This is a genomic window from Blastococcus sp. SYSU DS0828, assembly GCF_054050975.1.
The window spans coordinates 21683-43381 of the sequence record NZ_JBJHAK010000029.1 but is presented as its reverse complement, the minus strand read 5'-3'; the positions used below and the strand labels follow the sequence as shown (position 1 = coordinate 43381).

At 70.9% G+C, this 21699-nt stretch carries 37 protein-coding genes; 33 read left to right on the top strand and 4 right to left on the bottom strand.

The window, feature by feature from the left end:
* The first annotated feature begins 233 nt into the window (after positions 1-233).
* The 33 genes from rpsJ (at position 234) to truA (ending at position 18850) form a co-directional block, all read left to right on the top strand.
* Positions 234-539 carry a 30S ribosomal protein S10 gene (rpsJ, locus tag ACI79Q_RS18645; RefSeq protein WP_014377994.1) on the top strand — a complete coding sequence of 102 codons (306 nt, stop codon included), beginning with the start codon at positions 234-236 and terminating at the stop codon, positions 537-539.
* Positions 540-554: 15 nt separating this feature from the next.
* Entirely contained in the window at positions 555-1220 is a 666-nt protein-coding gene (gene rplC / locus ACI79Q_RS18640; RefSeq protein ID WP_456590456.1) for a 50S ribosomal protein L3, read from the top strand.
* Positions 1217-1993, top strand: a complete 777-nt coding sequence (gene rplD / locus ACI79Q_RS18635) for a 50S ribosomal protein L4 (RefSeq protein WP_456590455.1) — start codon at positions 1217-1219, stop codon at positions 1991-1993. The genes rplC and rplD overlap by 4 nt, the downstream gene beginning before the upstream one ends.
* Entirely contained in the window at positions 1990-2292 is a 303-nt protein-coding gene (gene rplW, locus ACI79Q_RS18630) for a 50S ribosomal protein L23 (protein WP_347058012.1), read from the top strand. The genes rplD and rplW overlap by 4 nt, the downstream gene beginning before the upstream one ends.
* 44 nt (positions 2293-2336) lie before the next feature.
* On the top strand, positions 2337-3170 hold the full coding sequence (gene rplB, locus ACI79Q_RS18625; RefSeq protein WP_456590454.1) for a 50S ribosomal protein L2: 834 nt from the start codon (positions 2337-2339) through the stop codon (positions 3168-3170).
* A gap of 23 nt (positions 3171-3193) precedes the next feature.
* Entirely contained in the window at positions 3194-3475 is a 282-nt protein-coding gene (gene rpsS / locus ACI79Q_RS18620; RefSeq protein ID WP_236825796.1) for a 30S ribosomal protein S19, read from the top strand.
* Between the two features lie 20 nt (positions 3476-3495).
* Positions 3496-3963: a 50S ribosomal protein L22 gene (rplV, locus tag ACI79Q_RS18615; RefSeq protein WP_091929107.1), complete on the top strand. Its 468-nt coding sequence runs from the start codon at positions 3496-3498 to the stop codon at positions 3961-3963.
* Positions 3963-4874, top strand: coding sequence for a 30S ribosomal protein S3 (rpsC, locus tag ACI79Q_RS18610; RefSeq protein WP_456590453.1), 912 nt, complete (start codon positions 3963-3965; stop codon positions 4872-4874). Before rplV ends, rpsC begins: the two co-directional genes overlap by 1 nt.
* Positions 4875-4877: 3 nt before the next feature.
* A complete protein-coding gene (gene rplP / locus ACI79Q_RS18605) occupies positions 4878-5294 on the top strand; it encodes a 50S ribosomal protein L16 (RefSeq protein ID WP_014377986.1) in 417 nt (138 codons plus the stop codon).
* The gene (rpmC, locus tag ACI79Q_RS18600) at positions 5294-5527 is read left to right on the top strand and encodes a 50S ribosomal protein L29 (RefSeq protein WP_097194642.1); all 234 of its coding nucleotides are present in this window, start codon (positions 5294-5296) and stop codon (positions 5525-5527) included. Before rplP ends, rpmC begins: the two co-directional genes overlap by 1 nt.
* Positions 5524-5814, top strand: coding sequence for a 30S ribosomal protein S17 (rpsQ, locus tag ACI79Q_RS18595; RefSeq protein WP_456590452.1), 291 nt, complete (start codon positions 5524-5526; stop codon positions 5812-5814). The genes rpmC and rpsQ overlap by 4 nt, the downstream gene beginning before the upstream one ends.
* A 215-nt stretch (positions 5815-6029) precedes the next feature.
* Positions 6030-6398, top strand: coding sequence for a 50S ribosomal protein L14 (gene rplN, locus ACI79Q_RS18590; protein ID WP_305998210.1), 369 nt, complete (start codon positions 6030-6032; stop codon positions 6396-6398).
* A 2-nt stretch (positions 6399-6400) separates the two neighbouring features.
* Complete coding sequence (gene rplX, locus ACI79Q_RS18585; protein WP_456590451.1) at positions 6401-6736, top strand: 50S ribosomal protein L24; 336 nt, start codon at positions 6401-6403, stop codon at positions 6734-6736.
* 5 nt (positions 6737-6741) lie between these two features.
* Entirely contained in the window at positions 6742-7326 is a 585-nt protein-coding gene (gene rplE, locus ACI79Q_RS18580) for a 50S ribosomal protein L5 (protein ID WP_456615160.1), read from the top strand.
* 19 nt (positions 7327-7345) lie between these two features.
* Positions 7346-7531 carry a type Z 30S ribosomal protein S14 gene (locus tag ACI79Q_RS18575; protein WP_091929101.1) on the top strand — a complete coding sequence of 62 codons (186 nt, stop codon included), beginning with the start codon at positions 7346-7348 and terminating at the stop codon, positions 7529-7531.
* A gap of 165 nt (positions 7532-7696) precedes the next feature.
* Positions 7697-8107, top strand: a complete 411-nt coding sequence (gene rpsH, locus ACI79Q_RS18570; protein WP_456590449.1) for a 30S ribosomal protein S8 — start codon at positions 7697-7699, stop codon at positions 8105-8107.
* A gap of 14 nt (positions 8108-8121) precedes the next feature.
* Positions 8122-8661 (top strand): 50S ribosomal protein L6, encoded by a 540-nt coding sequence (rplF, locus tag ACI79Q_RS18565; RefSeq protein WP_456590448.1) that lies wholly within the window; start codon positions 8122-8124, stop codon positions 8659-8661.
* Complete coding sequence (gene rplR, locus ACI79Q_RS18560; RefSeq protein WP_456590447.1) at positions 8661-9083, top strand: 50S ribosomal protein L18; 423 nt, start codon at positions 8661-8663, stop codon at positions 9081-9083. The genes rplF and rplR overlap by 1 nt, the downstream gene beginning before the upstream one ends.
* A 49-nt stretch (positions 9084-9132) precedes the next feature.
* Entirely contained in the window at positions 9133-9747 is a 615-nt protein-coding gene (gene rpsE, locus ACI79Q_RS18555) for a 30S ribosomal protein S5 (RefSeq protein ID WP_456615159.1), read from the top strand.
* Position 9748: 1 nt separating this feature from the next.
* Complete coding sequence (rpmD, locus tag ACI79Q_RS18550; protein ID WP_284491275.1) at positions 9749-9928, top strand: 50S ribosomal protein L30; 180 nt, start codon at positions 9749-9751, stop codon at positions 9926-9928.
* A 13-nt stretch (positions 9929-9941) separates the two neighbouring features.
* A complete protein-coding gene (gene rplO, locus ACI79Q_RS18545; RefSeq protein ID WP_456590446.1) occupies positions 9942-10385 on the top strand; it encodes a 50S ribosomal protein L15 in 444 nt (147 codons plus the stop codon).
* 119 nt (positions 10386-10504) lie between these two features.
* Complete coding sequence (gene secY / locus ACI79Q_RS18540; RefSeq protein WP_456590445.1) at positions 10505-11815, top strand: preprotein translocase subunit SecY; 1311 nt, start codon at positions 10505-10507, stop codon at positions 11813-11815.
* Positions 11815-12423 (top strand): adenylate kinase, encoded by a 609-nt coding sequence (locus tag ACI79Q_RS18535; protein WP_456590444.1) that lies wholly within the window; start codon positions 11815-11817, stop codon positions 12421-12423. Before secY ends, ACI79Q_RS18535 begins: the two co-directional genes overlap by 1 nt.
* Positions 12424-12463: 40 nt before the next feature.
* Complete coding sequence (gene map, locus ACI79Q_RS18530) at positions 12464-13321, top strand: type I methionyl aminopeptidase (protein WP_456590443.1); 858 nt, start codon at positions 12464-12466, stop codon at positions 13319-13321.
* Between the two features lie 294 nt (positions 13322-13615).
* Positions 13616-13837: a translation initiation factor IF-1 gene (infA, locus tag ACI79Q_RS18525; RefSeq protein WP_012950459.1), complete on the top strand. Its 222-nt coding sequence runs from the start codon at positions 13616-13618 to the stop codon at positions 13835-13837.
* 67 nt (positions 13838-13904) lie between these two features.
* Positions 13905-14018: a 50S ribosomal protein L36 gene (rpmJ, locus tag ACI79Q_RS18520; RefSeq protein WP_012950458.1), complete on the top strand. Its 114-nt coding sequence runs from the start codon at positions 13905-13907 to the stop codon at positions 14016-14018.
* A gap of 14 nt (positions 14019-14032) precedes the next feature.
* Entirely contained in the window at positions 14033-14413 is a 381-nt protein-coding gene (rpsM, locus tag ACI79Q_RS18515; RefSeq protein WP_456590442.1) for a 30S ribosomal protein S13, read from the top strand.
* 99 nt (positions 14414-14512) lie between these two features.
* Positions 14513-14920, top strand: coding sequence for a 30S ribosomal protein S11 (gene rpsK, locus ACI79Q_RS18510; protein WP_091319594.1), 408 nt, complete (start codon positions 14513-14515; stop codon positions 14918-14920).
* Between the two features lie 33 nt (positions 14921-14953).
* Complete coding sequence (gene rpsD / locus ACI79Q_RS18505) at positions 14954-15580, top strand: 30S ribosomal protein S4 (RefSeq protein ID WP_456590441.1); 627 nt, start codon at positions 14954-14956, stop codon at positions 15578-15580.
* Between the two features lie 166 nt (positions 15581-15746).
* On the top strand, positions 15747-16823 hold the full coding sequence (locus ACI79Q_RS18500) for a DNA-directed RNA polymerase subunit alpha (protein ID WP_456590440.1): 1077 nt from the start codon (positions 15747-15749) through the stop codon (positions 16821-16823).
* A 176-nt stretch (positions 16824-16999) separates the two neighbouring features.
* Positions 17000-17608, top strand: a complete 609-nt coding sequence (gene rplQ, locus ACI79Q_RS18495; RefSeq protein WP_456590439.1) for a 50S ribosomal protein L17 — start codon at positions 17000-17002, stop codon at positions 17606-17608.
* Entirely contained in the window at positions 17605-17979 is a 375-nt protein-coding gene (locus ACI79Q_RS18490; RefSeq protein WP_456590438.1) for a hypothetical protein, read from the top strand. The genes rplQ and ACI79Q_RS18490 overlap by 4 nt, the downstream gene beginning before the upstream one ends.
* A 1-nt stretch (position 17980) precedes the next feature.
* A complete protein-coding gene (gene truA / locus ACI79Q_RS18485) occupies positions 17981-18850 on the top strand; it encodes a tRNA pseudouridine(38-40) synthase TruA (protein WP_456615158.1) in 870 nt (289 codons plus the stop codon).
* Here the strand turns inward: truA and ACI79Q_RS18480 are convergent.
* From ACI79Q_RS18480 to mobA, 4 genes are all read right to left on the bottom strand, one after another.
* Positions 18828-19454, bottom strand: a complete 627-nt coding sequence (locus ACI79Q_RS18480) for a TetR/AcrR family transcriptional regulator (protein ID WP_456600091.1) — start codon at positions 19452-19454, stop codon at positions 18828-18830. The genes truA and ACI79Q_RS18480 overlap by 23 nt on opposite strands.
* The gene (locus ACI79Q_RS18475) at positions 19454-20356 is read right to left on the bottom strand and encodes an alpha/beta fold hydrolase (protein WP_456615157.1); all 903 of its coding nucleotides are present in this window, start codon (positions 20354-20356) and stop codon (positions 19454-19456) included. The genes ACI79Q_RS18480 and ACI79Q_RS18475 overlap by 1 nt, the downstream gene beginning before the upstream one ends.
* A gap of 69 nt (positions 20357-20425) precedes the next feature.
* The gene (locus ACI79Q_RS18470) at positions 20426-21091 is read right to left on the bottom strand and encodes an NAD(P)H-binding protein (protein ID WP_456590434.1); all 666 of its coding nucleotides are present in this window, start codon (positions 21089-21091) and stop codon (positions 20426-20428) included.
* 9 nt (positions 21092-21100) lie between these two features.
* Positions 21101-21691: a molybdenum cofactor guanylyltransferase gene (gene mobA, locus ACI79Q_RS18465; RefSeq protein ID WP_456590433.1), complete on the bottom strand. Its 591-nt coding sequence runs from the start codon at positions 21689-21691 to the stop codon at positions 21101-21103.
* Positions 21692-21699 lie beyond the last annotated feature (8 nt).

Here is a 21699-nt window from a genome sequence, read left to right as displayed (position 1 = left end):
GCGGGGGGGGGGGGGGCGGCGCCCCCGGCCCCGCCCCCCCCCCCCGCCCCCCCCCCCCCCCCCCCCCCCCCCCCCCCCCCCCCCCCCCCCCCCCCCCCCCCCCCCCCCCCCCCCCCCCCCCCGGCCATGGGCTCGGGGCGGCACGCCGCCCGAGCCCTCCCGGGTCCTGGACCCACCGGGTCAACAGACCCACTTGATCTTTCACAACCGATCGGCAGGAGCGAGAACAGGCGATGGCGGGACAGAAGATCCGCATCCGGCTGAAGGCCTACGACCACGAGGCGATCGATGCCTCGGCGCGGCGCATCGTGGAGACGGTGACGAAGACCGGAGCGCGCGTCGTCGGCCCGGTGCCGCTGCCGACGGAGAAGAACGTGTACGCCGTGATCCGGTCTCCGCACAAGTACAAGGACTCCTTCGAGCACTTCGAGATGCGGACCCACAAGCGGCTCATCGACATCCTCGACCCGACGCCGAAGACGGTCGACGCGCTCATGCGCATCGACCTGCCGGCCTCGGTCGACGTCAACATTCAGTAAGGGCAGTCAGCAGACATGGCGAGCACATTCCGTGGTCTCCTCGGCGAGAAGCTGGGGATGACCCAGGTTTTCGACGAGAACAACCGCCTCGTGCCGGTGACCGTCGTCAAGACGGGCCCGTGTGTGGTGACCCAGGTGCGCACCCCCGAGGTCGACGGCTACTCCGCCGTCCAGCTCGGGTTCGGTGAGATCGACCCGCGCAAGGTGAACAAGCCCGAGGGCGGGCACTTCACCAAGGCGGGCGTGACGCCGCGGCGCCACCTGGTGGAGCTGCGCACCTCCGACGCGGGGAACTACACGGTCGGCCAGGAGCTGACCGCCGACGTGTTCGACGGCGTCGCGAAGGTCGACGTCATCGGCACCAGCAAGGGCAAGGGCACCGCCGGTGTCATGAAGCGCCACGGGTTCAAGGGCCTCGGCGCCTCGCACGGCACCCAGCGCAAGCACCGGTCGCCGGGTTCCATCGGTGGCGCGTCGACGCCGGGCCGGGTCTTCAAGGGCCTGCGCATGGCCGGCCGCATGGGTGCGGTCAAGACCACGACCCTGTCGCTCGTCGTCCACAAGGTGGACACCGAGCGGGGTCTGCTGCTGATCAAGGGCGCCATCCCCGGCCCGAAGGGCGGCCTCGTGCTCGTCCGTTCGGCCGTCAAGGGCGGTCCCGTGGGGAGTGACGACAAGTGACCTCATCGACCGAGACGCGCACCGACCGCCAGGTCGACGTCCGCACCCCGGCGGGGGAGACCTCCGGCAGCGTGACGCTGCCCGGTGAGCTCTTCGACGCCAGTGCGAACGTCTCCCTGATGCACCAGGTCGTCGTCGCGCAGCTGGCGGCTGCCCGCCAGGGCACCCACGCCACCAAGTCGCGGGGTCAGGTCGCCGGCGGTGGCGCGAAGCCGTACCGCCAGAAGGGCACCGGGCGTGCCCGCCAGGGCTCGATCCGCGCGCCGCAGTTCACCGGTGGTGGCATCGTCCACGGCCCGCAGCCGCGCAACTACGAGCAGAAGACCCCGAAGAAGATGAAGGCCGCCGCCCTGCGCGGTGCCCTCTCCGACCGGGCCCGCGAGGGCCGGGTGCACGTGGTCTCCGCGTTCGTCGACGGCGACGCCCCCAAGACGAAGGCCGCGCTGGCCACGCTGAACGCCGTCACCCAGGCCAAGCGGGTCCTGGTGGTCCTCGACCGCGACGACGTCCTCAACTGGGTCAGCCTGCGCAACGTCCCCGAGGTGCACCTCATCGAGGCCGGCCAGCTCAACACCTACGACGTGCTGGTCTCCGACGAGGTCATCTTCACCGAGGCGGCGCTGGCCGAGTTCGTCGCCGGTCCGGCCAAGGGCAAGCGCTCCGGCGCCGACCTGCCCGACCTCGCCACCTCCGAGATCCCCGGTGGCATCCCGTCCATCGCCCCCGCCGCCGGCGAGGGCACCGTCGAAGAGACCACCGAGGAGAAGGCATGAGCGTCCGCGACCCCCGGGACGTCCTGCTCGCCCCGGTCATCTCCGAGAAGAGCTACGGCCTGCTGGATGGCAACCAGTACACGTTCATCGTGCGGCCGGACGCCAACAAGACGCAGATCAAGATCGCGGTCGAGCAGATCTTCAAGGTGAAGGTCCTCGGCGTGAACACGATCAACCGCCAGGGCAAGCGCAAGCGCAGCCGGGGTACCCAGATGGGCAAGCGCAAGGACACCAAGCGCGCCATCGTCTCCGTGGCTGCCGGCGACCGCATCGAGATCTTCGGTGGTCCCGGCGCCTGAGCGCCGTGACCGTTTCGGACCAGAGATAGAGGACTGAGTCAGCAATGGCTATCCGCAAGTACAAGCCGACGACGCCGGGCCGCCGCGGCTCCAGCGTCGCCGACTTCGCCGAGGTCACGCGAGACCACCCCGAGAAGTCGCTGGTCCGACCGCTGCACGGTCGTGGCGGGCGCAACGTGCACGGGAAGGTCACCGCTCGCCACCAGGGTGGCGGCCACAAGCGCGCCTACCGGGTGATCGACTTCCGTCGTGCCGACAAGGACGGCGTGCCGGCCAAGGTCGCGCACATCGAGTACGACCCGAACCGCACCTCCCGGATCGCGCTCCTGCACTTCGCCGATGGCGAGAAGCGCTACATCATCGCGCCGGCGCGGCTGAAGCAGGGCGACACGGTGGAGTGCGGCCCCACGGCCGACATCAAGCCGGGCAACAACCTGCCGCTGCGGAACATCCCGGTCGGCACCGTGGTTCACGCCATCGAGCTCCGTCCCGGTGGCGGCGCGAAGATCGCCCGTTCCGCGGGGACCAGCGTCCAGCTGGTCGCCCGCGAGGGTCGCTTCGCGCAGCTGCGCATGCCGTCGGGGGAGATCCGCAACGTCGACGTGCGCTGCCGCGCGACCGTCGGCGAGGTGGGCAACGCCGAGCAGTCGAACATCAACTGGGGCAAGGCCGGCCGTATGCGGTGGAAGGGCAAGCGCCCGACCGTCCGCGGTGTGGCGATGAACCCGGTCGACCACCCGCACGGTGGCGGTGAGGGCAAGACCTCCGGTGGTCGCCACCCGGTGAACCCGAAGGGCAAGCCGGAGGGCCGGACGCGCAAGCGGAAGGCAAGTGACGCCCTGATCGTGCGCCGCCGGCGCACCAACAAGAAGCGCTGAGCGGGTAGAGGAGTCCGACAGATATGCCACGCAGCCTGAAGAAGGGCCCGTTCGTCGACGACCACCTGCTCGCCAAGGTGGACGCCCAGAACGCCAAGGGCACCAAGAACGTGATCCGTACCTGGTCACGCCGTTCGACGATCATCCCGGACATGCTCGGCCACACCCTCGCGGTGCACGACGGCCGCAAGCACGTCCCGGTGTTCGTGACCGAGGCGATGGTCGGGCACAAGCTCGGGGAGTTCGCGCCCACGCGCACCTTCCGCGGGCACGTCAAGGACGACCGCCGCTCGCGGCGGGGCTGACCAGGTAGAGAGAGATTCAGATGACTTCCCAGTTGGGACAGGAGGCGCCGGTCGCCCGGGCTACGGCCCGGTTCGTCCGCGTGACCCCCATGAAGGCCCGCCGCGTGGTGGACCTGATCCGCTACCTGCCGACCGACGAGGCCCTGGCGCTGCTGCGCTTCGCCCCGCAGTCGGCGAGCGAGCCGGTCGCCAAGGTGGTCGCCAGCGCGGTGGCCAACGCCGAGCACAACCTGCAGCTGGACCCGGCTGCACTCGTGGTCAGCGCGGCGTACGTCGACGAGGGGCCGACGCTCAAGCGGATCCGTCCGCGTGCGCAGGGCCGGGCGTTCCGCATCAACAAGCGGACCAGCCACATCACCATCGAGGTGAGCGAGGTCGCCAGCAGCGCCGTCCTCGCGCAGAAGTCGCGCAAGGCGCGCCGGGACACCGGCCAGTCCGGCCCGGCCACCCAGCAGTCCACCAGCAACACGAGGGGAGGGACCCGATAGTGGGTCAGAAGGTCAACCCGCACGGGTTCCGGCTCGGGATCACCACCGACTACAAGTCCCGGTGGTACGCGGACAAGCTGTACAAGGACTACGTCAAGGAAGACGTCGCGATCCGCAAGCTCATGTCCAAGGGCATGGAGCGGGCCGGCATCTCCAAGGTGGAGATCGAGCGCACCCGTGACCGGGTCCGCGTCGACATCCACACCGCCCGTCCGGGCATCGTCATCGGGCGCCGCGGCGCCGAGGCGGACCGCATCCGCGGCGAGCTGGAGAAGCTGACCGGCAAGCAGGTGCAGCTGAACATCCTCGAGGTCAAGAACCCCGAGTCCGACGCGCAGCTGGTCGCCCAGGGCGTCGCCGAGCAGCTCTCCAGCCGGGTGAGCTTCCGTCGCGCCATGCGCAAGGCGATGCAGTCCGCCCAGCGCAGCCCGCAGGTCAAGGGCATCCGGGTGCAGTGCTCGGGTCGCCTCGGCGGCACCGAGATGAGCCGCTCGGAGTTCTACCGCGAGGGCCGGGTGCCCCTGCACACCCTCCGGGCGAACATCGACTACGGCATCTACGAGGCCCGTACGACCTTCGGTCGCATCGGCGTCAAGGTGTGGATCTACAAGGGCGACGTCAGCGGCTCGCGCGCCGAGCGGGAGGCCCTCGAGGCCCTCGCCCAGCGTCAGCAGCGACGTGAGCGCGCGCAGCGGCCCCAGCGCCGCTCGGGTTCCTCGGGCACCACCGCTGGTGGCACCGAGGCCGGCCGCGCCGCTGCCGAGTCCACGACGGGGCCGGTGGCCGAGACCACCGACGCCGTGGTCGCGCAGACCTCCGGTGAGGTCGCTCCCGAGCAGACCGTCGCCGAGGCAGCCGGCCCGCAGGGCACGGCAGCCGCCGAGACGGCCACCGAGAACACGGAGAGCTGAGCCATGCTCATCCCACGGCGCGTCAAGCACCGCAAGCAGCACCACCCGAGCCGCTCCGGCCGGGCCAAGGGCGGCACCGAGATCAACTTCGGTGAGTACGCCATCCAGGCCCTGGAGCCGGCCTACGTCACCAACCGGCAGATCGAGTCGGCGCGTATCGCGATGACCCGGCACATCCGTCGTGGCGGGAAGGTGTGGATCTCGATCTACCCCGACCGTCCGCTGACGAAGAAGCCCGCCGAGACCCGCATGGGTTCCGGTAAGGGTTCGCCCGAGTGGTGGGTGGCCAACGTCAAGCCCGGTCGAGTGCTGTTCGAGCTGTCCGGGGTCGCCGAGCCCGTGGCCCGCGAGGCCATGCGTCGTGCGATCCACAAGCTGCCGATGAAGTGCCGCTTCATCACGCGTGAAGGAGAAGTGTGATGGCCGCCGGTCTGACCGCTCCCGAGCTGCGCGAGCTCTCTGCTGACGAGCTCGCCTCGCGGCTGCGCGAGTCGAAGGAAGAACTGTTCAACCTGCGGTTCCAGGTGGCCACCGGCCAGCTGGACAACAATCGGCGACTGCAGACCGTCCGCCGCGACATCGCCCGGATCTACACGATCATGCGCGAGCGCGAGCTGGGTCTCTCGGTCGCCCCGAACGAGGGTGTGGCATGAGCGAGACCCAGGAGTCGTCCGGCCCCGGCCTGGCCGGCCGTGGCTACCGCAAGGTCCGCGAGGGCCTCGTCGTCAGCGACAAGATGGAGAAGACCATCGTCGTCGAGGTCGAGGACCGCGTGAAGCACGGCCTGTACGGCAAGGTCATCCGCCGGACGAGCAAGCTGAAGGCGCACGACGAGCAGGGCGTCGCCGGTGTCGGTGACCGCGTGCAGATCATGGAGACCCGGCCGACGTCGGCCACCAAGCGGTGGCGGCTGGTCGAGGTCATCGAGAAGGCCAAGTAGTCCTGCAGGAGGCGGCCCGGCAGGGTCGCCCCAGGTAGGAGTACGCTGAACGACTGGCGCGCACCTCGTGGCTCGAGGGGGTCGCGCGCCACATCCCGGTACCCGTGCTTCGGACGCACCGGCGGCAACTGCCGCCGGTGCGTCCGCACGCGAGTGCCGGACAGCCGGTTCACCGTTCCGGCCCGGCTGTCACCACAAGTATTTGGGAGTAGGACGTGATCCAGCAGGAGTCGCGGCTGCGCGTCGCCGACAACACCGGTGCGAAGGAGATCCTCTGCATCCGGGTGCTCGGCGGCTCCGGGCGACGCTACGCGGGCATCGGCGACATCATCGTCGGCACCGTGAAGGACGCGCTGCCCGGTGCAGGCGTCAAGAAGGGTGACGTCGTCAAGGCCGTCGTCGTCCGCACCGTGAAGGAGCGCCGTCGTCCGGACGGCTCCTACATCCGCTTCGACGAGAACGCCGCGGTCATCATCCGCGACAGCGGCGACCCGCGCGGGACGCGCATCTTCGGGCCCGTCGGCCGGGAGCTCCGCGACAAGCGCTTCATGCGGATCATCTCGCTCGCCCCGGAGGTGCTGTGATCATGGCGGACAAGACCCCGTCGATGAAGGTCAAGAAGGGCGACACCGTCCTCGTGCTGGCCGGCAAGGACAAGGGAGCCAAGGGCCGCGTCATCGCCGCCTACCCCAAGCTCCAGCGGGTCCTGGTCGAGGGCGTCGGTCGCGTGCGGAAGCACACCCGCATCAGCTCGACCCAGCGCGGCGCCCAGCAGGGCGGGATCGTCACGCAGGAGGCGCCCATCCACGTGAGCAACGTGATGGTGGTCGACTCCGAGGAGAAGCCGACCCGGGTCGGCTACCGCAAGGACGAGGAAGGCCGCAGCATCCGGGTCTCGCGGCGCACCGGTAAGGACCTCTGAACCTCATGAGCGCACCCACCCGTGAGCTGCCCCGCATGCTCGCCCACTACCGCGAGACGATCACGCCGGCCCTCCAGTCGGAGTTCGGCTACGAGAACGTCATGCAGATCCCGCGCCTGACGAAGATCGTCGTCAACATGGGCGTCGGCGAGGCCACCCGCGACGCCAAGCTGATGGACGGCGCGATCCGCGACCTCACCGCCATCACCGGCCAGAAGCCGGCCGTCGTCCGGGCCCGCAAGTCCATCGCGCAGTTCAAGCTGCGCGAGGGCATGCCCATCGGCGCGAAGGTCACCCTCCGCGGCGACCGCATGTGGGAGTTCCTGGACCGTCTGCTGTCGCTGGCGCTGCCCCGCATCCGCGACTTCCGCGGCCTGAACCCCAAGCAGTTCGACGGCCACGGCAACTACACGTTCGGGCTGAACGAGCAGTCGATGTTCCGCGAGATCGACGTCGACAAGATCGACCGTCCCCGCGGCATGGACATCACGCTGGTCACCACCGCGACCACCGACGAGGAGGGTCGCGAGCTGCTCCGCCAGCTCGGCTTCCCCTTCGCCGGCCAGCCCGTCGTCACGACCGTCCGCTGAGCCGGGCAGGAGAGAAGAGATGGCCAAGAAGGCGCTGATCAACAAGGCGGCCCGCACCCCGAAGTTCAAGGTGCGTGGCTACACCCGCTGCCAGCGGTGCGGTCGCCCGCACTCGGTGTTCCGCAAGTTCGGCCTGTGCCGGATCTGCCTGCGGGAGATGGCCCACGCCGGGGAGCTCCCGGGCGTTCGCAAGAGTTCCTGGTAAAACACCCCGTCCTCCCCACCCTTCGCAAGCTCAGGGTGGGACCCGGGACGGGGCCGGGCCGCTCCATCCCCTCACCAACGCACCACTGATCGCCGAAAGGCCCCGCGCCAAGTCCCCGATGACCCGGCGCACGAGGAACCGCGGCGAGAGAGGCACCACTACGTCATGACCATGACCGACCCGATCGCAGACATGCTGACGCGTCTGCGCAACGCCAACCAGGCGTACCACGACTCCGCGGTCATGCCGTCGTCGAAGCTCAAGACGCACATCGCCGAGATCCTCCAGCAGGAGGGCTACATCGCGGGGTGGCGCGTGGACGAGACCGACGCCGACGGCAAGCCGTTCAAGCAGCTGGTGGTCGACCTCAAGTACGGCCCGAACCGCGAGCGGAGCATCGCCGGCGTCCGGCGGGTCTCCAAGCCCGGTCTGCGGGTGTACGCGAAGTCGACGGCGCTGCCCAAGGTCCTCGGCGGCCTCGGCGTCGCGATCATCTCGACCTCGACCGGGCTGCTGACCGACAAGCAGGCGAACAAGAAGGGCGTGGGTGGGGAAGTCCTCGCCTACGTCTGGTAAGGGAGCGAACGACAATGTCACGGATCGGACGACTCCCGATCGCCGTGCCCGGTGGTGTCGACGTCGCCATCGACGGTCAGACGGTCAGCGTGAAGGGACCCAAGGGCACGCTCAGCCACACGGTCGCCGCGCCGATCACCGTCGAGCGCGACGAGGACGGCACGCTGCGGGTGCAGCGCCCCAACGACGAGCGGCAGAGCCGCGCCCTGCACGGGCTCTCGCGGACTCTGATCGCCAACATGATCACCGGCGTCACCGAGGGGTACACCAAGACCCTCGAGATCGTCGGTGTCGGTTACCGCGTCCAGGCGCGCGGCTCGGACCTCGAGTTCGCCCTGGGCTTCAGCCACCCCGTGCCGGTGAAGGCCCCGGAGGGCATCACCTTCGCGGTCGAGTCCCCGACCCGCCTGCGGGTCAGCGGGATCGACAAGCAGCTGGTCGGTGAGGTGGCGGCCAAGATCCGCAAGATCCGCAAGCCCGACCCGTACAAGGGCAAGGGCGTGCGGTACCAGGGCGAGGTCGTCAAGCGCAAGGTCGGGAAGACGGGTAAGTGATGGCTCAGGCAACTGCTCCCACGAACGGGAAGACCGCCGGCGGCCGCAAGCCCGTCGGCACCGACATCAGCACCGCGCGGCGCGTCTCGCGCCTGCGTCGGCACAACCGGCTGCGCAAGCGGGTCGCCGGCACGCCGGAGCGCCCGCGCCTGGTGGTCAAGCGCAGCTCGCGCCACATCCACGTGCAGGTGGTCGACGACACCGTCGGCCGCACCGTGGTGAGCGCGTCGACCATGGACGCCAGCCTGCGTGGCGCCGAGGGCGACAAGTCCGCCCTGGCCCGCCAGGTGGGTGCCCTGGTGGCCGAGCGCGCGAAGGCCGCCGGCATCACGGCGGTCGTCTTCGACCGCGGGGGCAACCGCTACGCCGGGCGCATCGCCGCGCTGGCCGACGGTGCCCGCGAGGGTGGGCTGGACTTCTGATGACCAGCCACCGCACCAGCACGAGCGAGCAGATCGAGAGGGACGTCTGATGCCAGGACCACAGCGACGCGGCGGCGGCGCCGGCGGCGGCAACGAGCGCCGCGACCGTCGTGACGGCGGGCGGGGCCCCGGAGGCGCTCCCGCCGAGAAGAGCAACTACATCGAGCGCGTGGTGGCGATCAACCGCGTGTCCAAGGTCGTCAAGGGTGGTCGGCGCTTCAGCTTCACCGCTCTGGTGATCGTGGGCGACGGTGACGGCACCGTGGGCGTCGGCTACGGCAAGGCCAAGGAGGTGCCCGCGGCGATCGCCAAGGGCGTCGAGGAGGCGAAGAAGCACTTCTACAAGGTGCCGCGCATCGCCAGCACCATCCCGCACCCCGTGCAGGGTGAGGCGGCGGCGGGCGTCGTGCTCCTCAAGCCGGCGAGCCCCGGTACCGGTGTCATCGCCGGTGGCCCGGTGCGCGCCGTGCTGGAGTGCGCCGGTATCCACGACGTGCTCTCGAAGAGCCTCGGTTCGTCGAACCCGATCAACATCGTGCACGCCACCATGCAGGCGCTGAAGGACCTCGTCCGCCCCGAGGAGATCGCGGCCCGCCGTGGTCTGCCCCTCGAGGACGTCGCCCCGGCCGCCATGCTGCGTGCGCGTGCGGGTCAGGGGGTCTGAGATGGCGCAGCTGAAGGTCACCCAGGTCAAGTCCGCGATCGGCACCAAGCCCAACCAGCGCCAGACGCTGCGCTCGCTGGGCCTGAAGAAGATCAACGACTCGGTCGTCCAGGAGGACCGTCCCGAGATCCGCGGGATGGTCGCGACGGTGCCGCACCTCGTGCGCGTCGAAGAGGTCTGAGGAAAGACTCGCTATGACACTGAAGGTCCACCACCTGCGTCCGGCCCCCGGCGCCCACACCAAGAAGACCCGCGTGGGTCGTGGTGAGGGTTCCAAGGGCAAGACGGCCGGGCGCGGTACCAAGGGCACCGGCGCGCGGGGCACCGTCTCCGCGCGGTTCGAGGGTGGGCAGACCCCGCTGAACATGCGGCTGCCCAAGCTCTCGGGCTTCAAGAACAACAACAAGGTCGTCTTCCAGGTCGTCAACCTCGACCGGATCGCGGCGCTGTTCCCGCAGGGGGGCGCGGTCAACCCGGACACGCTGGCCGAGGCCGGCGCGGTGCGCCGCGGCCAGCCGGTCAAGGTGCTGGGCACCGGTGACCTCGGCGGGATCAAGGTCGACGTGCACGCGAACGCCTTCTCCGCCTCGGCTGCCGAGAAGATCGCCGCGGCCGGCGGCAGCACCACCGTTCTCTGAGTAGAAGGACCCCTTCCCCTCCCTCGGCCCCGTCCGGAGGCTCACCGCGAGCTCGCGAGCGGTGAGGGGGACGGGGTCCTTCTCTTGCTAACCTCACTCGACCGAACAGGGGAGGGCACGTGCTGCAGGCGTTCGCCGCGGCGTTCCGGACGCCAGATCTCCGGCGCAAGCTGCTGTTCTCCCTGGCGATCATCGCCGTCTACCGGCTGGGGGCGGCGGTCCCGGGGCCGGGCGTCTCGGTGGAGGCGATCAACAGCTGCCTGGAGCAGGCCCAGGCCTCCGACCAGCGGGACCTCTACTCGCTGGTGAACCTCTTCTCCGGCGGCGCGCTGCTCCGGTTGAGCGTGTTCGCGCTGGGGATCATGCCCTACATCACCGCGAGCATCATCGTGCAGCTGCTGGTGGTGGTGATCCCGCGCTTCGAGCAGCTGAAGAAGGAAGGGCAGTCGGGTCAGGCCAAGCTGACCCAGTACACCCGCTACCTCACCATCGCGCTGGCCGTGCTGCAGAGCACCGGCATCATCGCCCTCGCCCGCAGCGGGCAGCTGTTCCCGAACTGCAGCCAGGAGATCATCCCGTCGGAGTCGGTCTGGACGACGGTGATCCTGGTGATCACGCTGACCGCCGGCACCGCGCTGATCATGTGGCTCGGCGAGCTGCTGACCGAGAAGGGGATCGGCAACGGCATGTCCGTGCTGATCTTCACCTCGATCGCCGCGCGGATCCCGGCCGAGGGCGGCTCGATCCTGCAGACGCGGGGCGGCATCGTCTTCGCCGTCGTGTGTGCCTTCGCCGTCGTGATCATCGGCACCGTGGTCTACGTCGAGCAGGCGCAGCGCCGCATCCCGGTGCAGTACGCCAAGCGGATGGTCGGCCGCCGGATGTACGGCGGCACGTCGACCTACCTGCCGCTGAAGGTGAACCAGGCCGGCGTCATCCCGGTCATCTTCGCCTCGTCGCTGCTGTACCTGCCCCAGCTGATCACCCAGCTCCAGGGCAACGAGACCGGAGCGGTGCGTCGGTTCTTCGAGAACTACGTGATCGACCAGAGCAGCCCGGTCCACGTCGCGATCTACTTCGCGATGATCATCTTCTTCACGTACTTCTACGTGTCGATCACGTTCAACCCGGAGGAACGGGCCGACGACATGAAGCGCTACGGCGGCTTCATCCCGGGCATCCGGCCGGGGCGGCCCACCGCCGAGTACCTGCAGTACGTCCTGTCCCGGATCACGCTTCCGGGGTCGATCTACCTGGGTCTGGTCGCAGTCCTGCCGAACCTCTTCCTGTCGATCACGCAGGAAGGGCAGAACCAGAACTTCCCGTTCGGTGGAACCGCTGTCCTGATCATGGTCGGAGTGGGGTTGGAGACGGTGAAGCAGATCGAGACGCAACTGAATCAGCGCAACTACGAAGGGTTCCTGAAGTAGTGCGCATCGTCCTCCTGGGCCCCCCCGGAGCGGGCAAGGGCACCCAGGCGCAGATCATCGCCGCCAAGCTCGGCGTCCCCGCGATCTCGACCGGCGACATCTTCCGCGCCAACGTGAGCGGGAAGACGGAGCTGGGCCAGAAGGCCAAGGTCTACATGGACGCCGGCGACCTCGTGCCCGACGAGATCACCGTCGCCATGGTCAAGGACCGGCTGGCCGAGGACGACGCGGAGTCGGGCTTCCTGCTCGATGGCTTCCCGCGCACCATCGCCCAGGCCGAGCAGCTGCGGGAGTCCCTCACCGAGCTGGGGCAGAAGCTCGACCGCGTCGTGGAACTCGTGGTCGACGAGGACGAGCTGGTCCGGCGGCTCTCGGGTCGGCGCATGATCGTGGACGGTAAAGAGGTCCAGCGCGACGACGACAAGCCCGAGACGGTGCGGCACCGGCTGCACGTGTACCGGGAACAGACCGCACCGGTGGCAGGCTTCTACGAGGACGAGGGGCTGCTCGCGCGCATCGACGCGATCGGTCCGGTCGAGGAGGTCACCGCCCGGGCGCTGCGCGCGCTGGGCGCTGACGATGACGGCGAGGCCGGTCAGCCGGCGTGAGCCACCGGCCGGCCGGTGCGGTGAAGGAGCGACGCGGAAGATGACGGCAGGCATCCTCGGCCGCCTTCCGTTGGTCGCGAAGTGGAGTGGACGCATGATCCAGATCAAGACGCCGCACGAGATCGAGCTGATGCGGGGCGCGGGGCTCGTCGTCGCGGGAGCGATCGCGGCCGTCCGCGCTGCCATCCGCCCGGGGGTCACCACGGGTGAGCTCGACGCGATCGCCGAGGACCACATCCGCAGCGCGGGTGCCGTGCCCTCGTTCCTGGGGTACCACGGCTTCACCGGCAGCATCTGCGCGTCGATCAACGACGAGATCGTGCACGGCATCCCGCACAAGGACCGGGCGCTCGCCTCGGGCGACAACATCTCGATCGACTGCGGGGCCATCCTGAACGGCTGGCACGGGGATTCCGCCGTGACGGTGACGGTGGGGGAGCCCTCTGCCGAGGATGCGGCGCTGCTCGACGTGACGGAGCGGTCGATGTGGGCGGGGCTGGCCCGTGCCGTCGCCGGCGGCCGGCTGACCGACATCAGCTCCGCGGTCGAGCAGGTCATCCGGGCCGAGAGCCACCCGTACGGCATCGTCGACCACTACGGCGGGCACGGCATCGGCACGGAGATGCACCAGGACCCGCACGTGCTGAACTACGGGCGGCCGGGCCGTGGCCCCAAGCTCGTCCCCGGCCTCGCCCTGGCGATCGAGCCGATGGTGACCGTCGGCGACCCCGCCACCGTGGAGCTCGAGGACGGTTGGACGGTCGTCACGAAGGACGGGTCGCGCGCGGCACACTTCGAGCACACGGTCGCCATCACCCCCGAGGGTCCGTGGGTGCTCACCGCCGAGGACGGCGGCGTCGCGGGTCTGGCGCCGTTCGGGATCACGCCCCGCACCTGAAGAGGGACCCCGACCTCCTCACCCCTCGCACGCTCGGGGTGAGCCCCTGATCGGGCCGTTCAGCACGTCACCACTGTCACTCCGGGGCGGGTTGGTGACGCGTGGGACATCGGGGTACGATCTTCTGTGGCGCTAGCGCCGTTCTGTCGTCGTGCTGTGGCCGCATGACGCAGAGCGCCCTCTGCGAGAGCGCCGGCACCACCCGATCTGCAAAGTCCCGAGCGCGTCCAGCCGGTCACCGGCGCGGCCGCGCGAAGGAACCAGTACCACCGAGTCAAGGAGTGCGTGTAGGGCATGGCGAAGAAGGACGGGGCCATCGAGGTCGAGGGTCGCGTCGTCGAGCCGCTGCCCAACGCGATGTTCCGGGTCGAGCTGCAGAACGGGCACCGGGTGCTCGCCCACATCAGCGGCAAGATGCGGCAGCACTACATCCGCATCCTGCCCGAGGACCGCGTGGTCGTGGAGCTCTCGCCCTACGACCTGACGCGCGGTCGCATCGTCTACCGCTACAAGTGACCGTCACGGACCCGCACGGCGTGCGCGGTCCGGGCACATCGATTTCGAGGAATGAGGGGCGGCACCGGTGAAGGTCCAGCCGTCGGTGAAGAAGATCTGCGACAAGTGCAAGGTGATCCGCCGGCACGGCCGGGTCATGGTCATCTGCGACAACGCCCGGCACAAGCAGCGCCAGGGCTGAGGGAGTACCTGAACATGGCACGACTGGCTGGCGTCGACCTGCCCCGCGAGAAGCGGATGGAGATCGCGCTCACCTACATCTATGGCATCGGCAAGCACCACGCCAAGGAGACCCTGGCCGCGACGGGTGTGAACCCCGACCTGCGCGCCAAGGACCTCAGTGACGAGGACCTGCTGAAGCTCCGCGACTACATCGACGAGCACTTCCGCGTCGAGGGTGACCTGCGCCGCGAGGTGGCCGCCGACATCCGTCGCAAGGTGGAGATCGGTTGCTACCAGGGTCTGCGGCACCGCCGTGGCCTCCCGGTGCACGGTCAGCGCACCAAGACCAACGCGCGCTCGAGCAAGGGCCCGCGCAAGACCATCGCCGGCAAGAAGAAGGCCGGCAAGAAGTAAGCCGCGAGAGCGCGTCGCCGCAGATCCCGTGAGGGGGGAGCGTCGGCGCGCACGCGTGCTGCCTCTCTAGGCCACGAAGAGAAGGAACTCGACAGACTCATGCCTCCCAGGGCTCGCGCCGCGGCCGGCGCCAAGAAGGTCCGCCGCAAGGAGAAGAAGAACGTCGCTCACGGTGCTGCGCACATCAAGAGCACGTTCAACAACACGATCGTCTCGATCACCGATCCCAGCGGGAACGTGATCAGCTGGGCCTCCGCCGGCCACGTCGGCTTCAAGGGCTCCCGCAAGTCGACCCCCTTCGCCGCGCAGATGGCCGCCGAGAACGCGGCCCGCAAGGCGCAGGAGCACGGCATGCGCAAGGTGGACGTCTTCGTGAAGGGCCCCGGCTCCGGCCGGGAGACCGCGATCCGCTCGCTCCAGGCCACCGGCCTCGAGGTGGGGCAGATCCAGGACGTCACCCCGCAGCCGCACAACGGCTGCCGCCCCAAGAAGCGCCGCCGGGTCTGACCGGCCACTGACGAGACGAAGAGGTAGATAGACGTGGCCCGTTACACCGGAGCCGACTGCCGCATGTGCCGGCGCGAGAAGATGAAGCTGTTCCTCAAGGGCAGCAAGTGCGAGTCCCCGAAGTGCCCGATCGAGATCCGGCCGTACCCGCCGGGCGAGCACGGCCGGGGCCGCAGCAAGGACAGCGAGTACCTGCTGCAGCTGCGCGAGAAGCAGAAGGCCCGCCGTATCTACGGTGTGCTGGAGAAGCAGTTCCGCGGCTACTACGAAGAGGCCAACCGCAAGACGGGCAAGACCGGTGAGGTCCTGCTGCAGATCCTCGAGTCGCGGCTGGACAACGTGGTCTACCGGGCCGGCTTCGCCGAGTCCCGCGACATGGCCCGCCAGCTGGTGCGCCACGGCCACATCCGGGTGAACGGCCGCAAGGTCGACATCCCGTCGTACCGGGTCAGCGAGAACGACATCATCGAGGTCGCCGAGAAGTCGCGCACGATGATGCCGTTCGAGGTGGCCCAGGCCCGCGCGGGCGAGCGCCCCGTGCCGCCGTGGCTCGAGGTCATCAGCACCCAGCTCCGCGTGCTCGTTCACGGCATCCCGGCCCGTCAGGTGATCGACACCCCGGTCCAGGAGCAGCTGATCGTCGAGCTGTACTCGAAGTAGAAGGACCCTGTCGCACCCCGCCACACGCTCCGCGCGCGGCGGGCCCCTGCGACAGGGCCGTTCCAGCACCACCGGTCCCGGCGGACGGACAGATGTCCGCCGGGGCCAGCACCACCCCCTCACGGCGTCATATGGCGGGTGCCGGAGGACCTGAAGGAGACACCCAATGCTCATCGCACAGCGCCCCACGCTGACCGAGGAGACCATCTCGGAGCAGCGCTCGCGGTTCATCATCGAGCCGCTCGAGCCGGGCTTCGGCTACACCCTCGGCAACTCCCTGCGGCGCACGCTGCTGTCGTCCATCCCCGGTGCCGCTGTCACCAGCATCCGCATCGAGGGCACCCTGCACGAGTTCACCACCGTGCCGGGCGTCAAGGAGGACGTCACCGAGATCATCCTCAACCTCAAGAGCCTGGTCGTCAGCTCCGACTCCGACGAGCCGGTGACCATGTACCTGCGCAAGCAGGGCCCGGGTGAGGTCACCGCCGCGGACATCGCGCCGCCGGCCGGCGTCGAGGTGCACAACCCCGAGCTGCACATCGCCACCCTGAACGGCAAGGGTCGGCTGGAGGTCGAGCTGGTCGTCGAGCGCGGCCGCGGCTACGTGCCGGCCCCGCAGAACAAGCAGCCGGGCCAGGAGATCGGCCGCATCCCCGTCGACTCGATCTACTCGCCGGTCCGCAAGGTCACCTACGCCGTCGAGGCGACCCGCGTCGAGCAGCGCACGGACTTCGACCGGCTCGTGGTGGACGTGGAGACCAAGCCCTCCATCGCCCCGCGGGACGCGATCGCCTCGGCCGGGTCGACCCTGGTCGAGCTCTTCGGGCTGCTGCGCGAGCTGAACATCGACGCCGAGGGCATCGAGGTCGGGCCCAGCCCGGCCGAGGCCGCCGACATCGCCAACTTCTCGATGCCGATCGAGGACATGGACCTCACCGTCCGGTCCTACAACTGCCTCAAGCGCGAGGGCGTGCACACCGTCGGTGAGCTCGTGACCCGCTCCGAGGCCGACCTGCTCGACATCCGGAACTTCGGGGCCAAGTCGATCGACGAGGTCAAGATGAAGCTGGCCGCCATGGGGCTGGCGCTCAAGGACAGCCCGCCCGGGTTCATCCCCACCTCGATCGAGAGCTACGACGAGGGCTACGAGACCGACGCCTACCAGGGCACGGGCGAGTACGCGGCCGGCTACGACCAGGCGCAGTACGACGAGGGCTCCTACCAGGAGACCGAGCAGCTCTGAGCAAGGGCCCCGCTGCACCCCGCCGCCGGCACGTCCGCGGTGGGCCCCTGCAGCGGGGCCGCTCGGGGCACGCCACACTGACGCCACGAGCAGTGCAGCACCACCGCAGCAAGGACGACAGCACCACCACGGATGCAGCCGGCAGCGAGCGCCCGGCCGCCTGAGGAAGGACCGACATGCCCACCCCCACCAAGGGCCCCCGTCTCGGCGGCTCCCCCGCGCACGAGCGGCTGATGCTGGCCAACCTGGCCACCTCGCTGTTCGAGCACGGGCGGATCACCACCACCGAGGCGAAGGCCAAGCGGCTGCGTCCGCTGGCCGAGAAGCTGGTGACCTTCGCCAAGCGCGGTGACCTGCACGCGCGTCGTCAGGTGATGACGACCATCCGTGACAAGGACGTCGTCCACACCCTGTTCGCCGAGATCGGCCCTCGCTACGAGAACCGCCCCGGTGGCTACACCCGCATCACCAAGGTCGGTCCCCGCAAGGGCGACAACGCCCCGATGGCGGTCATCGAGCTGGTCGAGGCCCTGACCGTCGGCCAGCAGGCCGTCGGCGAGGCCGAGCGCGCCCGTGGCACCCAGTTCGCCACCGGCGCCGGCGCGGCCGCTGCCACCGGCGAGGTCACCGCGGACGCGATCGAGACCGCCGACGCCGAGGAGACCCCGGTCGACGAGTCCGCTGCCGCGGAGACCTCCGTCGCCGAGGACGCGGCGGCCGACCAGGTCGCCGAGGAGGCGGCCGGCGAGACCGCCGCCGACGCCGAGGACACGGACGCCCGATGAGCTCGCCCGAGGACGTGACGGGCGCCGGCGCGGCCGGCGTGTCCGCCGGTGGCGGCGACCAGGGGGCGACGTTCCAGGGTGAGACCACCGGTCCCGGTGGCGACACCTCGCCCGCGGTGACCGACGGCAGCGTCACGGACGAGGCGCAGGAGATCGTCACCGACGTCTACAACCCCGACGGCGACCGGCAGGACGACGGTGACGTGACGCCCGAGCCGCAGCGCGAGAACGCGGCCTTGGTGGACGACCCGGCGCTCTCGCCCGAGGTGGCCCGGGCCGCGGCGGCGGAGGTCGAGGCCGCCGAGCTCGGGGACGCCGCGACCGCGAGCCAGCAGTACCAGGGCGGCGACGCCGCTCCGGACCCGAAGTGACGTGCCGCTGAGCGATCAGCAGCGCACGGACGAGCCCGCCACCGACTCCGGTGGCGGGCTCGTCCGTCTCCGGCTGGCCGTGCAGTACGACGGCACCGGCTTCCACGGCTGGGCCCGCCAGCCGGCGATGCGCACGGTCCAGCACGAGCTGGAGCGGGGTCTGGCCACGGTGCTCCGCCGCGACGTCGACCTCACCGTCGCCGGCCGCACCGACGCCGGCGTGCACGCCACCGGTCAGGTCGTCCACTGCGACGTCCCGCGGGGGGTGTGGCAGGAGCAGGCCGCCAAGCTGGTCCGGCGGCTCCGCGGCATCCTGCCGTCGGACGTGGTGGTCCGGTCGGTGACCGAGGCGCCCCCGGACTTCGATGCGCGCTTCGGTGCGCTGGCCCGCCACTACGCGTACCGGCTGACCGACGACCCGGCGGGTCCGCCGCCGCTGCGCCGGAACGACACGGTGGCCTGGCCGCGTCGGCTCGACGCCACCGCCATGGATCTCGCGGCGGGGCTGCTCCTCGGTGAGCACGACTTCGCGGCCTTCTGCAGGCGCCGCGAGGGGGCGACGACGATCCGCACCCTGCTGCGGCTCAAGGTCTCGAGGGCCGTGGAGGACGCCGGCGTCGAGGTGCTCCGCATCGATGCGTCCGCCGACGCCTTCTGCCACTCGATGGTGCGCAGCCTCGTGGGGGGCCTGATCGCGGTGGGTGAGGGGCGGCGCCCGCTCGACTGGCCGGCGAGCCTCCTGGCACGCTCCGAGCGGTCCAGCGAGGTGCCGGTCGCCCCGGCCCACGGCCTGACGCTGCTGGCCGTCGACTACCCGCCCGATGCCGAGCTCGCCGCCCGTGCCCAGGTCACCCGGGCGCGCCGGGGTTGACGGCCGGGCCGTCGAACAGCCGGTCCAGGCGGTAGCCCAGGATCGCCAGCGCGTCCTCGGCGTCCCGCTGCCGGCCGAGCACGCTGTCGCTGAGGCCGTTCACCAGGGCGAGCAGGCTCGCCGCCTCGATGCGGGCGTCCCGCTGTGCGTCGACATCTCCGCTCTGCTGCGCGCGCACGACGTACCCGGTCAGCAGGTCGGCGAGCGCATCCGGGTGGTCGGTGGTGCCCTCCAGCAGCCCGGGGTCGGTCAGCGTTGCGGCGAAGTAGGCCGTCCACGCCATGCGGTCCGCACGACTCGACTCGTCGGTGGGCAGGATGCTGCCGAGCACGACCTCGAGGGCCAGCCGCGGTGGCAGGCCGGCACCGTGCGCGGTGGCGCGCTCACGGACCCGGCGGTCGAACCGCGCCGCGAGCTCGTCCAGGCCGGCCCGCATCAGCGTCCGCTTGTCGGTGAAGTAGTACTGCACCAGGCGCAGCGACACCCCCGCTTCGGCGGCGACCTCCCGCATGGTGACCGCCTGCAGGCCGCGGCTGCTCGCGATGCGCAGCAGAGCCGCTGTGATGTGTGCCCGCCGTTCGCCGTGGTCGACGCGCCTGGGCATCAGGCCTCCGCGCGTGGGCAGCTCACGGATGGGGGGAAGGAGAGCACCCGGTCGGCCACCAGCTCGGGAACCTCGACCTGCAGCGCGTGGCCGGTGCCGGGGACGACCTCCACGCGCCAGTCCGGCCGTACGGCGGACAGGCGGCGGGCGACCGCGGTGGCATCGTGGATGGTGCTGCGCTCGCCGATCAGCACCTGCACCGGCGGGGCGACGCTCTCGAGCTCGTCGTCCGACCACGGCGAGGGGGCGGGGAGCCGGCGCCGGAAGGCCATGGATGCCGACACCAGGGCCATGAGGTCGTCGTCGGCGAGCGTGCCGTTCACCAGGCGCCGGGCCGCCCGGTGGCGCAGTCCCCGGGGCAGTGCGGCGGCCATCCCGCCGAGGACCACCCAGCGGTAGAAGCGGCCGGTCAGCGGCTGGAGGCCGGCCGGGTCCACGAGCGTCACCGCGGAGATCCGCCCCGGCTGCACCCGCGCGTGCTCCAGTGCCAGCCAGCCGCCGTAGGAGCACCCCACCAGGTGGGCGCCACGGGCCCCGACCCCGGCGAGCACCTCCTCGAGCCAGCCCGTGAGCGCCGGCCCGTCGGCCGGCGGCGCGGTCTGCCGGGAGCGGCCGGGCTCACCGGGTGTGTCCACGACCAGCACCGGGTGCTGCCAGCTCAACGCGGCGACGGCGCGGTACCAGCCGATCGCGTTGCCACCCGCGCCGCTGAGCAGGACGACCGGGGCGCTGCCGGTCGGGCCGGCCCGGTATCCCCGGACGGTGCCCGCCGTGGTCGGCAGGTCGACCGGATCGACCGGGACCGGCCAGACCCGGTCCAGCACCTCGTCGTAGCGCACGAGGAACCTGTTCCGCGCTGCATCGCTGGTGAACGCGGACGGGCGGGCGGTCCTGGTGGGCATGGCGGCTCCTGCCTCGGTGGCGTTGGTGATACAGATGTACCACCAAGCGTCGCCGGGCGGAAGGCCGCGTCAGGGGACGGAGGCGACCGCCTCGGCGACCGGCGTCGTGCCGGAGACCAGCTCCACCACGGCTCCGTCGCGCGGGGAGTCGAGGAATGCCAGCAGCACGGCGGCGACATCGTCGCGGGGGATCTCGCCGCGCTCCACGTGCCGGTCGAGGGTGACCCGGCCCGTGCCGGGATCGTCGGTCAGGCCGCCCGGCCGCAGCACCGTGACCGCGAGGGCGGGGCGGGCGAGCAGGTTCTGCTCGGCGGCGAGCTTGGCGCGCAGGTAGGCGGCGAACACCTCGTCGACGCCGTCGGGCGCGGCGCCACCGGCCACCAGGTCGGTCCCCATGGAGGAGACGAGCAGGTAGGTCCGCACCCCCGCCCGCTCGGCGGCGTCGGCCAGCAGCACCGCCGCTCCGCGGTCGACGCTGTCCTTGCGGGCGGCCCCGCTGCCCGGCCCGGCGCCCGCGGCGAACACGACCCCGTCAGCGCCCTGCAGCACCTCGGCGACCTCCTCGAGCGAGGCCGACTCGAGGTCGATCACCGCCGGCGTCACGCCATCGGCTTCCAGGTCGGCCCGGTGATCGGGATTGCGGACGAGCCCGACGACGGTGTCGCCGCGGCCGGACAGGAGACGGCCGAGGCGGCGGGCGACCTGCCCGTGGGCCCCGGCGATGACGATGCGCATGCCCACGCCCTACCCGGGGGGCGCGCCGGCTACCGCCCGGGCGCGCGCCAGCTCCTCGGGGGTGTCGCAGTCCAGCCACGGCGCCGGGCGGCCGGGTGCCACCGGCGGGGAGAAGCGGTCGACGGCGAGCCCGGAGACCACCCGGTGCAGGGCGCGAGGGCAGTCCGGCGCGGCCACGGCGGCGCGCAGCGCAGCCGTGCGCCAGGCGCCGAGCAGGAGCTGGTCGCGACCGGTGTCGTCGACCACCAGGACACCGTCGTGGCGCAGGCGTCGGCGCAGCTCCGCGACCAGGTGGGCGGTGAGGAACGGCAGGTCGGCGGCGAGGAGGACGACGACGGCGGTGTCCACGACCGCGAGCCCGGCCCGCAGCGCCGCGACGGGCCCACCGCCGGGCGGCGCCTCGCGGGTCAGGAGGACATCGCCCGGGACCTCCTGCGCCGGCCCCACGACGATCCGCTGCCGCGCGTCGCCGACGGCGTCGAGGACGGCCGTCAGCATCGACCGGCGGCCCACGCGCAGCTGGGGCTTGGCCTGCCCGCCAAGCCGCTCGGCCCGTCCACCGGCCAGCACCACGGCCGAGTACGGGGGCAGCGGGTCCACGCCGACAC

Coding starts and splice junctions, on each gene's coding strand:
- rplW (WP_347058012.1), top strand. CDS start 1,990: ATGAGCGTCCGCGACCCCCGGGACGTCCTGCTCGCCCCGGTCATCTCC.
- rplC (WP_456590456.1), top strand. CDS start 555: ATGGCGAGCACATTCCGTGGTCTCCTCGGCGAGAAGCTGGGGATGACC.
- rplE (WP_456615160.1), top strand. CDS start 6,742: ATGAGCGCACCCACCCGTGAGCTGCCCCGCATGCTCGCCCACTACCGC.
- ACI79Q_RS18470 (WP_456590434.1), bottom strand. CDS start 21,091: ATGCGCATCGTCATCGCCGGGGCCCACGGGCAGGTCGCCCGCCGCCTC.
- rplB (WP_456590454.1), top strand. CDS start 2,337: ATGGCTATCCGCAAGTACAAGCCGACGACGCCGGGCCGCCGCGGCTCC.
- rpsH (WP_456590449.1), top strand. CDS start 7,697: ATGACCATGACCGACCCGATCGCAGACATGCTGACGCGTCTGCGCAAC.
- rpsM (WP_456590442.1), top strand. CDS start 14,033: ATGGCACGACTGGCTGGCGTCGACCTGCCCCGCGAGAAGCGGATGGAG.
- rplV (WP_091929107.1), top strand. CDS start 3,496: ATGACTTCCCAGTTGGGACAGGAGGCGCCGGTCGCCCGGGCTACGGCC.
- rpsJ (WP_014377994.1), top strand. CDS start 234: ATGGCGGGACAGAAGATCCGCATCCGGCTGAAGGCCTACGACCACGAG.
- ACI79Q_RS18475 (WP_456615157.1), bottom strand. CDS start 20,356: ATGCCCACCAGGACCGCCCGCCCGTCCGCGTTCACCAGCGATGCAGCG.
- rplX (WP_456590451.1), top strand. CDS start 6,401: ATGGCGGACAAGACCCCGTCGATGAAGGTCAAGAAGGGCGACACCGTC.
- ACI79Q_RS18490 (WP_456590438.1), top strand. CDS start 17,605: ATGAGCTCGCCCGAGGACGTGACGGGCGCCGGCGCGGCCGGCGTGTCC.
- rpsK (WP_091319594.1), top strand. CDS start 14,513: ATGCCTCCCAGGGCTCGCGCCGCGGCCGGCGCCAAGAAGGTCCGCCGC.
- rplQ (WP_456590439.1), top strand. CDS start 17,000: ATGCCCACCCCCACCAAGGGCCCCCGTCTCGGCGGCTCCCCCGCGCAC.
- rpsQ (WP_456590452.1), top strand. CDS start 5,524: ATGAGCGAGACCCAGGAGTCGTCCGGCCCCGGCCTGGCCGGCCGTGGC.
- rplO (WP_456590446.1), top strand. CDS start 9,942: ATGACACTGAAGGTCCACCACCTGCGTCCGGCCCCCGGCGCCCACACC.
- rpsS (WP_236825796.1), top strand. CDS start 3,194: ATGCCACGCAGCCTGAAGAAGGGCCCGTTCGTCGACGACCACCTGCTC.
- map (WP_456590443.1), top strand. CDS start 12,464: ATGACGGCAGGCATCCTCGGCCGCCTTCCGTTGGTCGCGAAGTGGAGT.
- rplP (WP_014377986.1), top strand. CDS start 4,878: ATGCTCATCCCACGGCGCGTCAAGCACCGCAAGCAGCACCACCCGAGC.
- rpsE (WP_456615159.1), top strand. CDS start 9,133: ATGCCAGGACCACAGCGACGCGGCGGCGGCGCCGGCGGCGGCAACGAG.
- ACI79Q_RS18500 (WP_456590440.1), top strand. CDS start 15,747: ATGCTCATCGCACAGCGCCCCACGCTGACCGAGGAGACCATCTCGGAG.
- rplF (WP_456590448.1), top strand. CDS start 8,122: ATGTCACGGATCGGACGACTCCCGATCGCCGTGCCCGGTGGTGTCGAC.
- ACI79Q_RS18575 (WP_091929101.1), top strand. CDS start 7,346: ATGGCCAAGAAGGCGCTGATCAACAAGGCGGCCCGCACCCCGAAGTTC.
- rplR (WP_456590447.1), top strand. CDS start 8,661: ATGGCTCAGGCAACTGCTCCCACGAACGGGAAGACCGCCGGCGGCCGC.
- ACI79Q_RS18480 (WP_456600091.1), bottom strand. CDS start 19,454: ATGCCCAGGCGCGTCGACCACGGCGAACGGCGGGCACACATCACAGCG.
- infA (WP_012950459.1), top strand. CDS start 13,616: ATGGCGAAGAAGGACGGGGCCATCGAGGTCGAGGGTCGCGTCGTCGAG.
- rpmD (WP_284491275.1), top strand. CDS start 9,749: ATGGCGCAGCTGAAGGTCACCCAGGTCAAGTCCGCGATCGGCACCAAG.
- rpmC (WP_097194642.1), top strand. CDS start 5,294: ATGGCCGCCGGTCTGACCGCTCCCGAGCTGCGCGAGCTCTCTGCTGAC.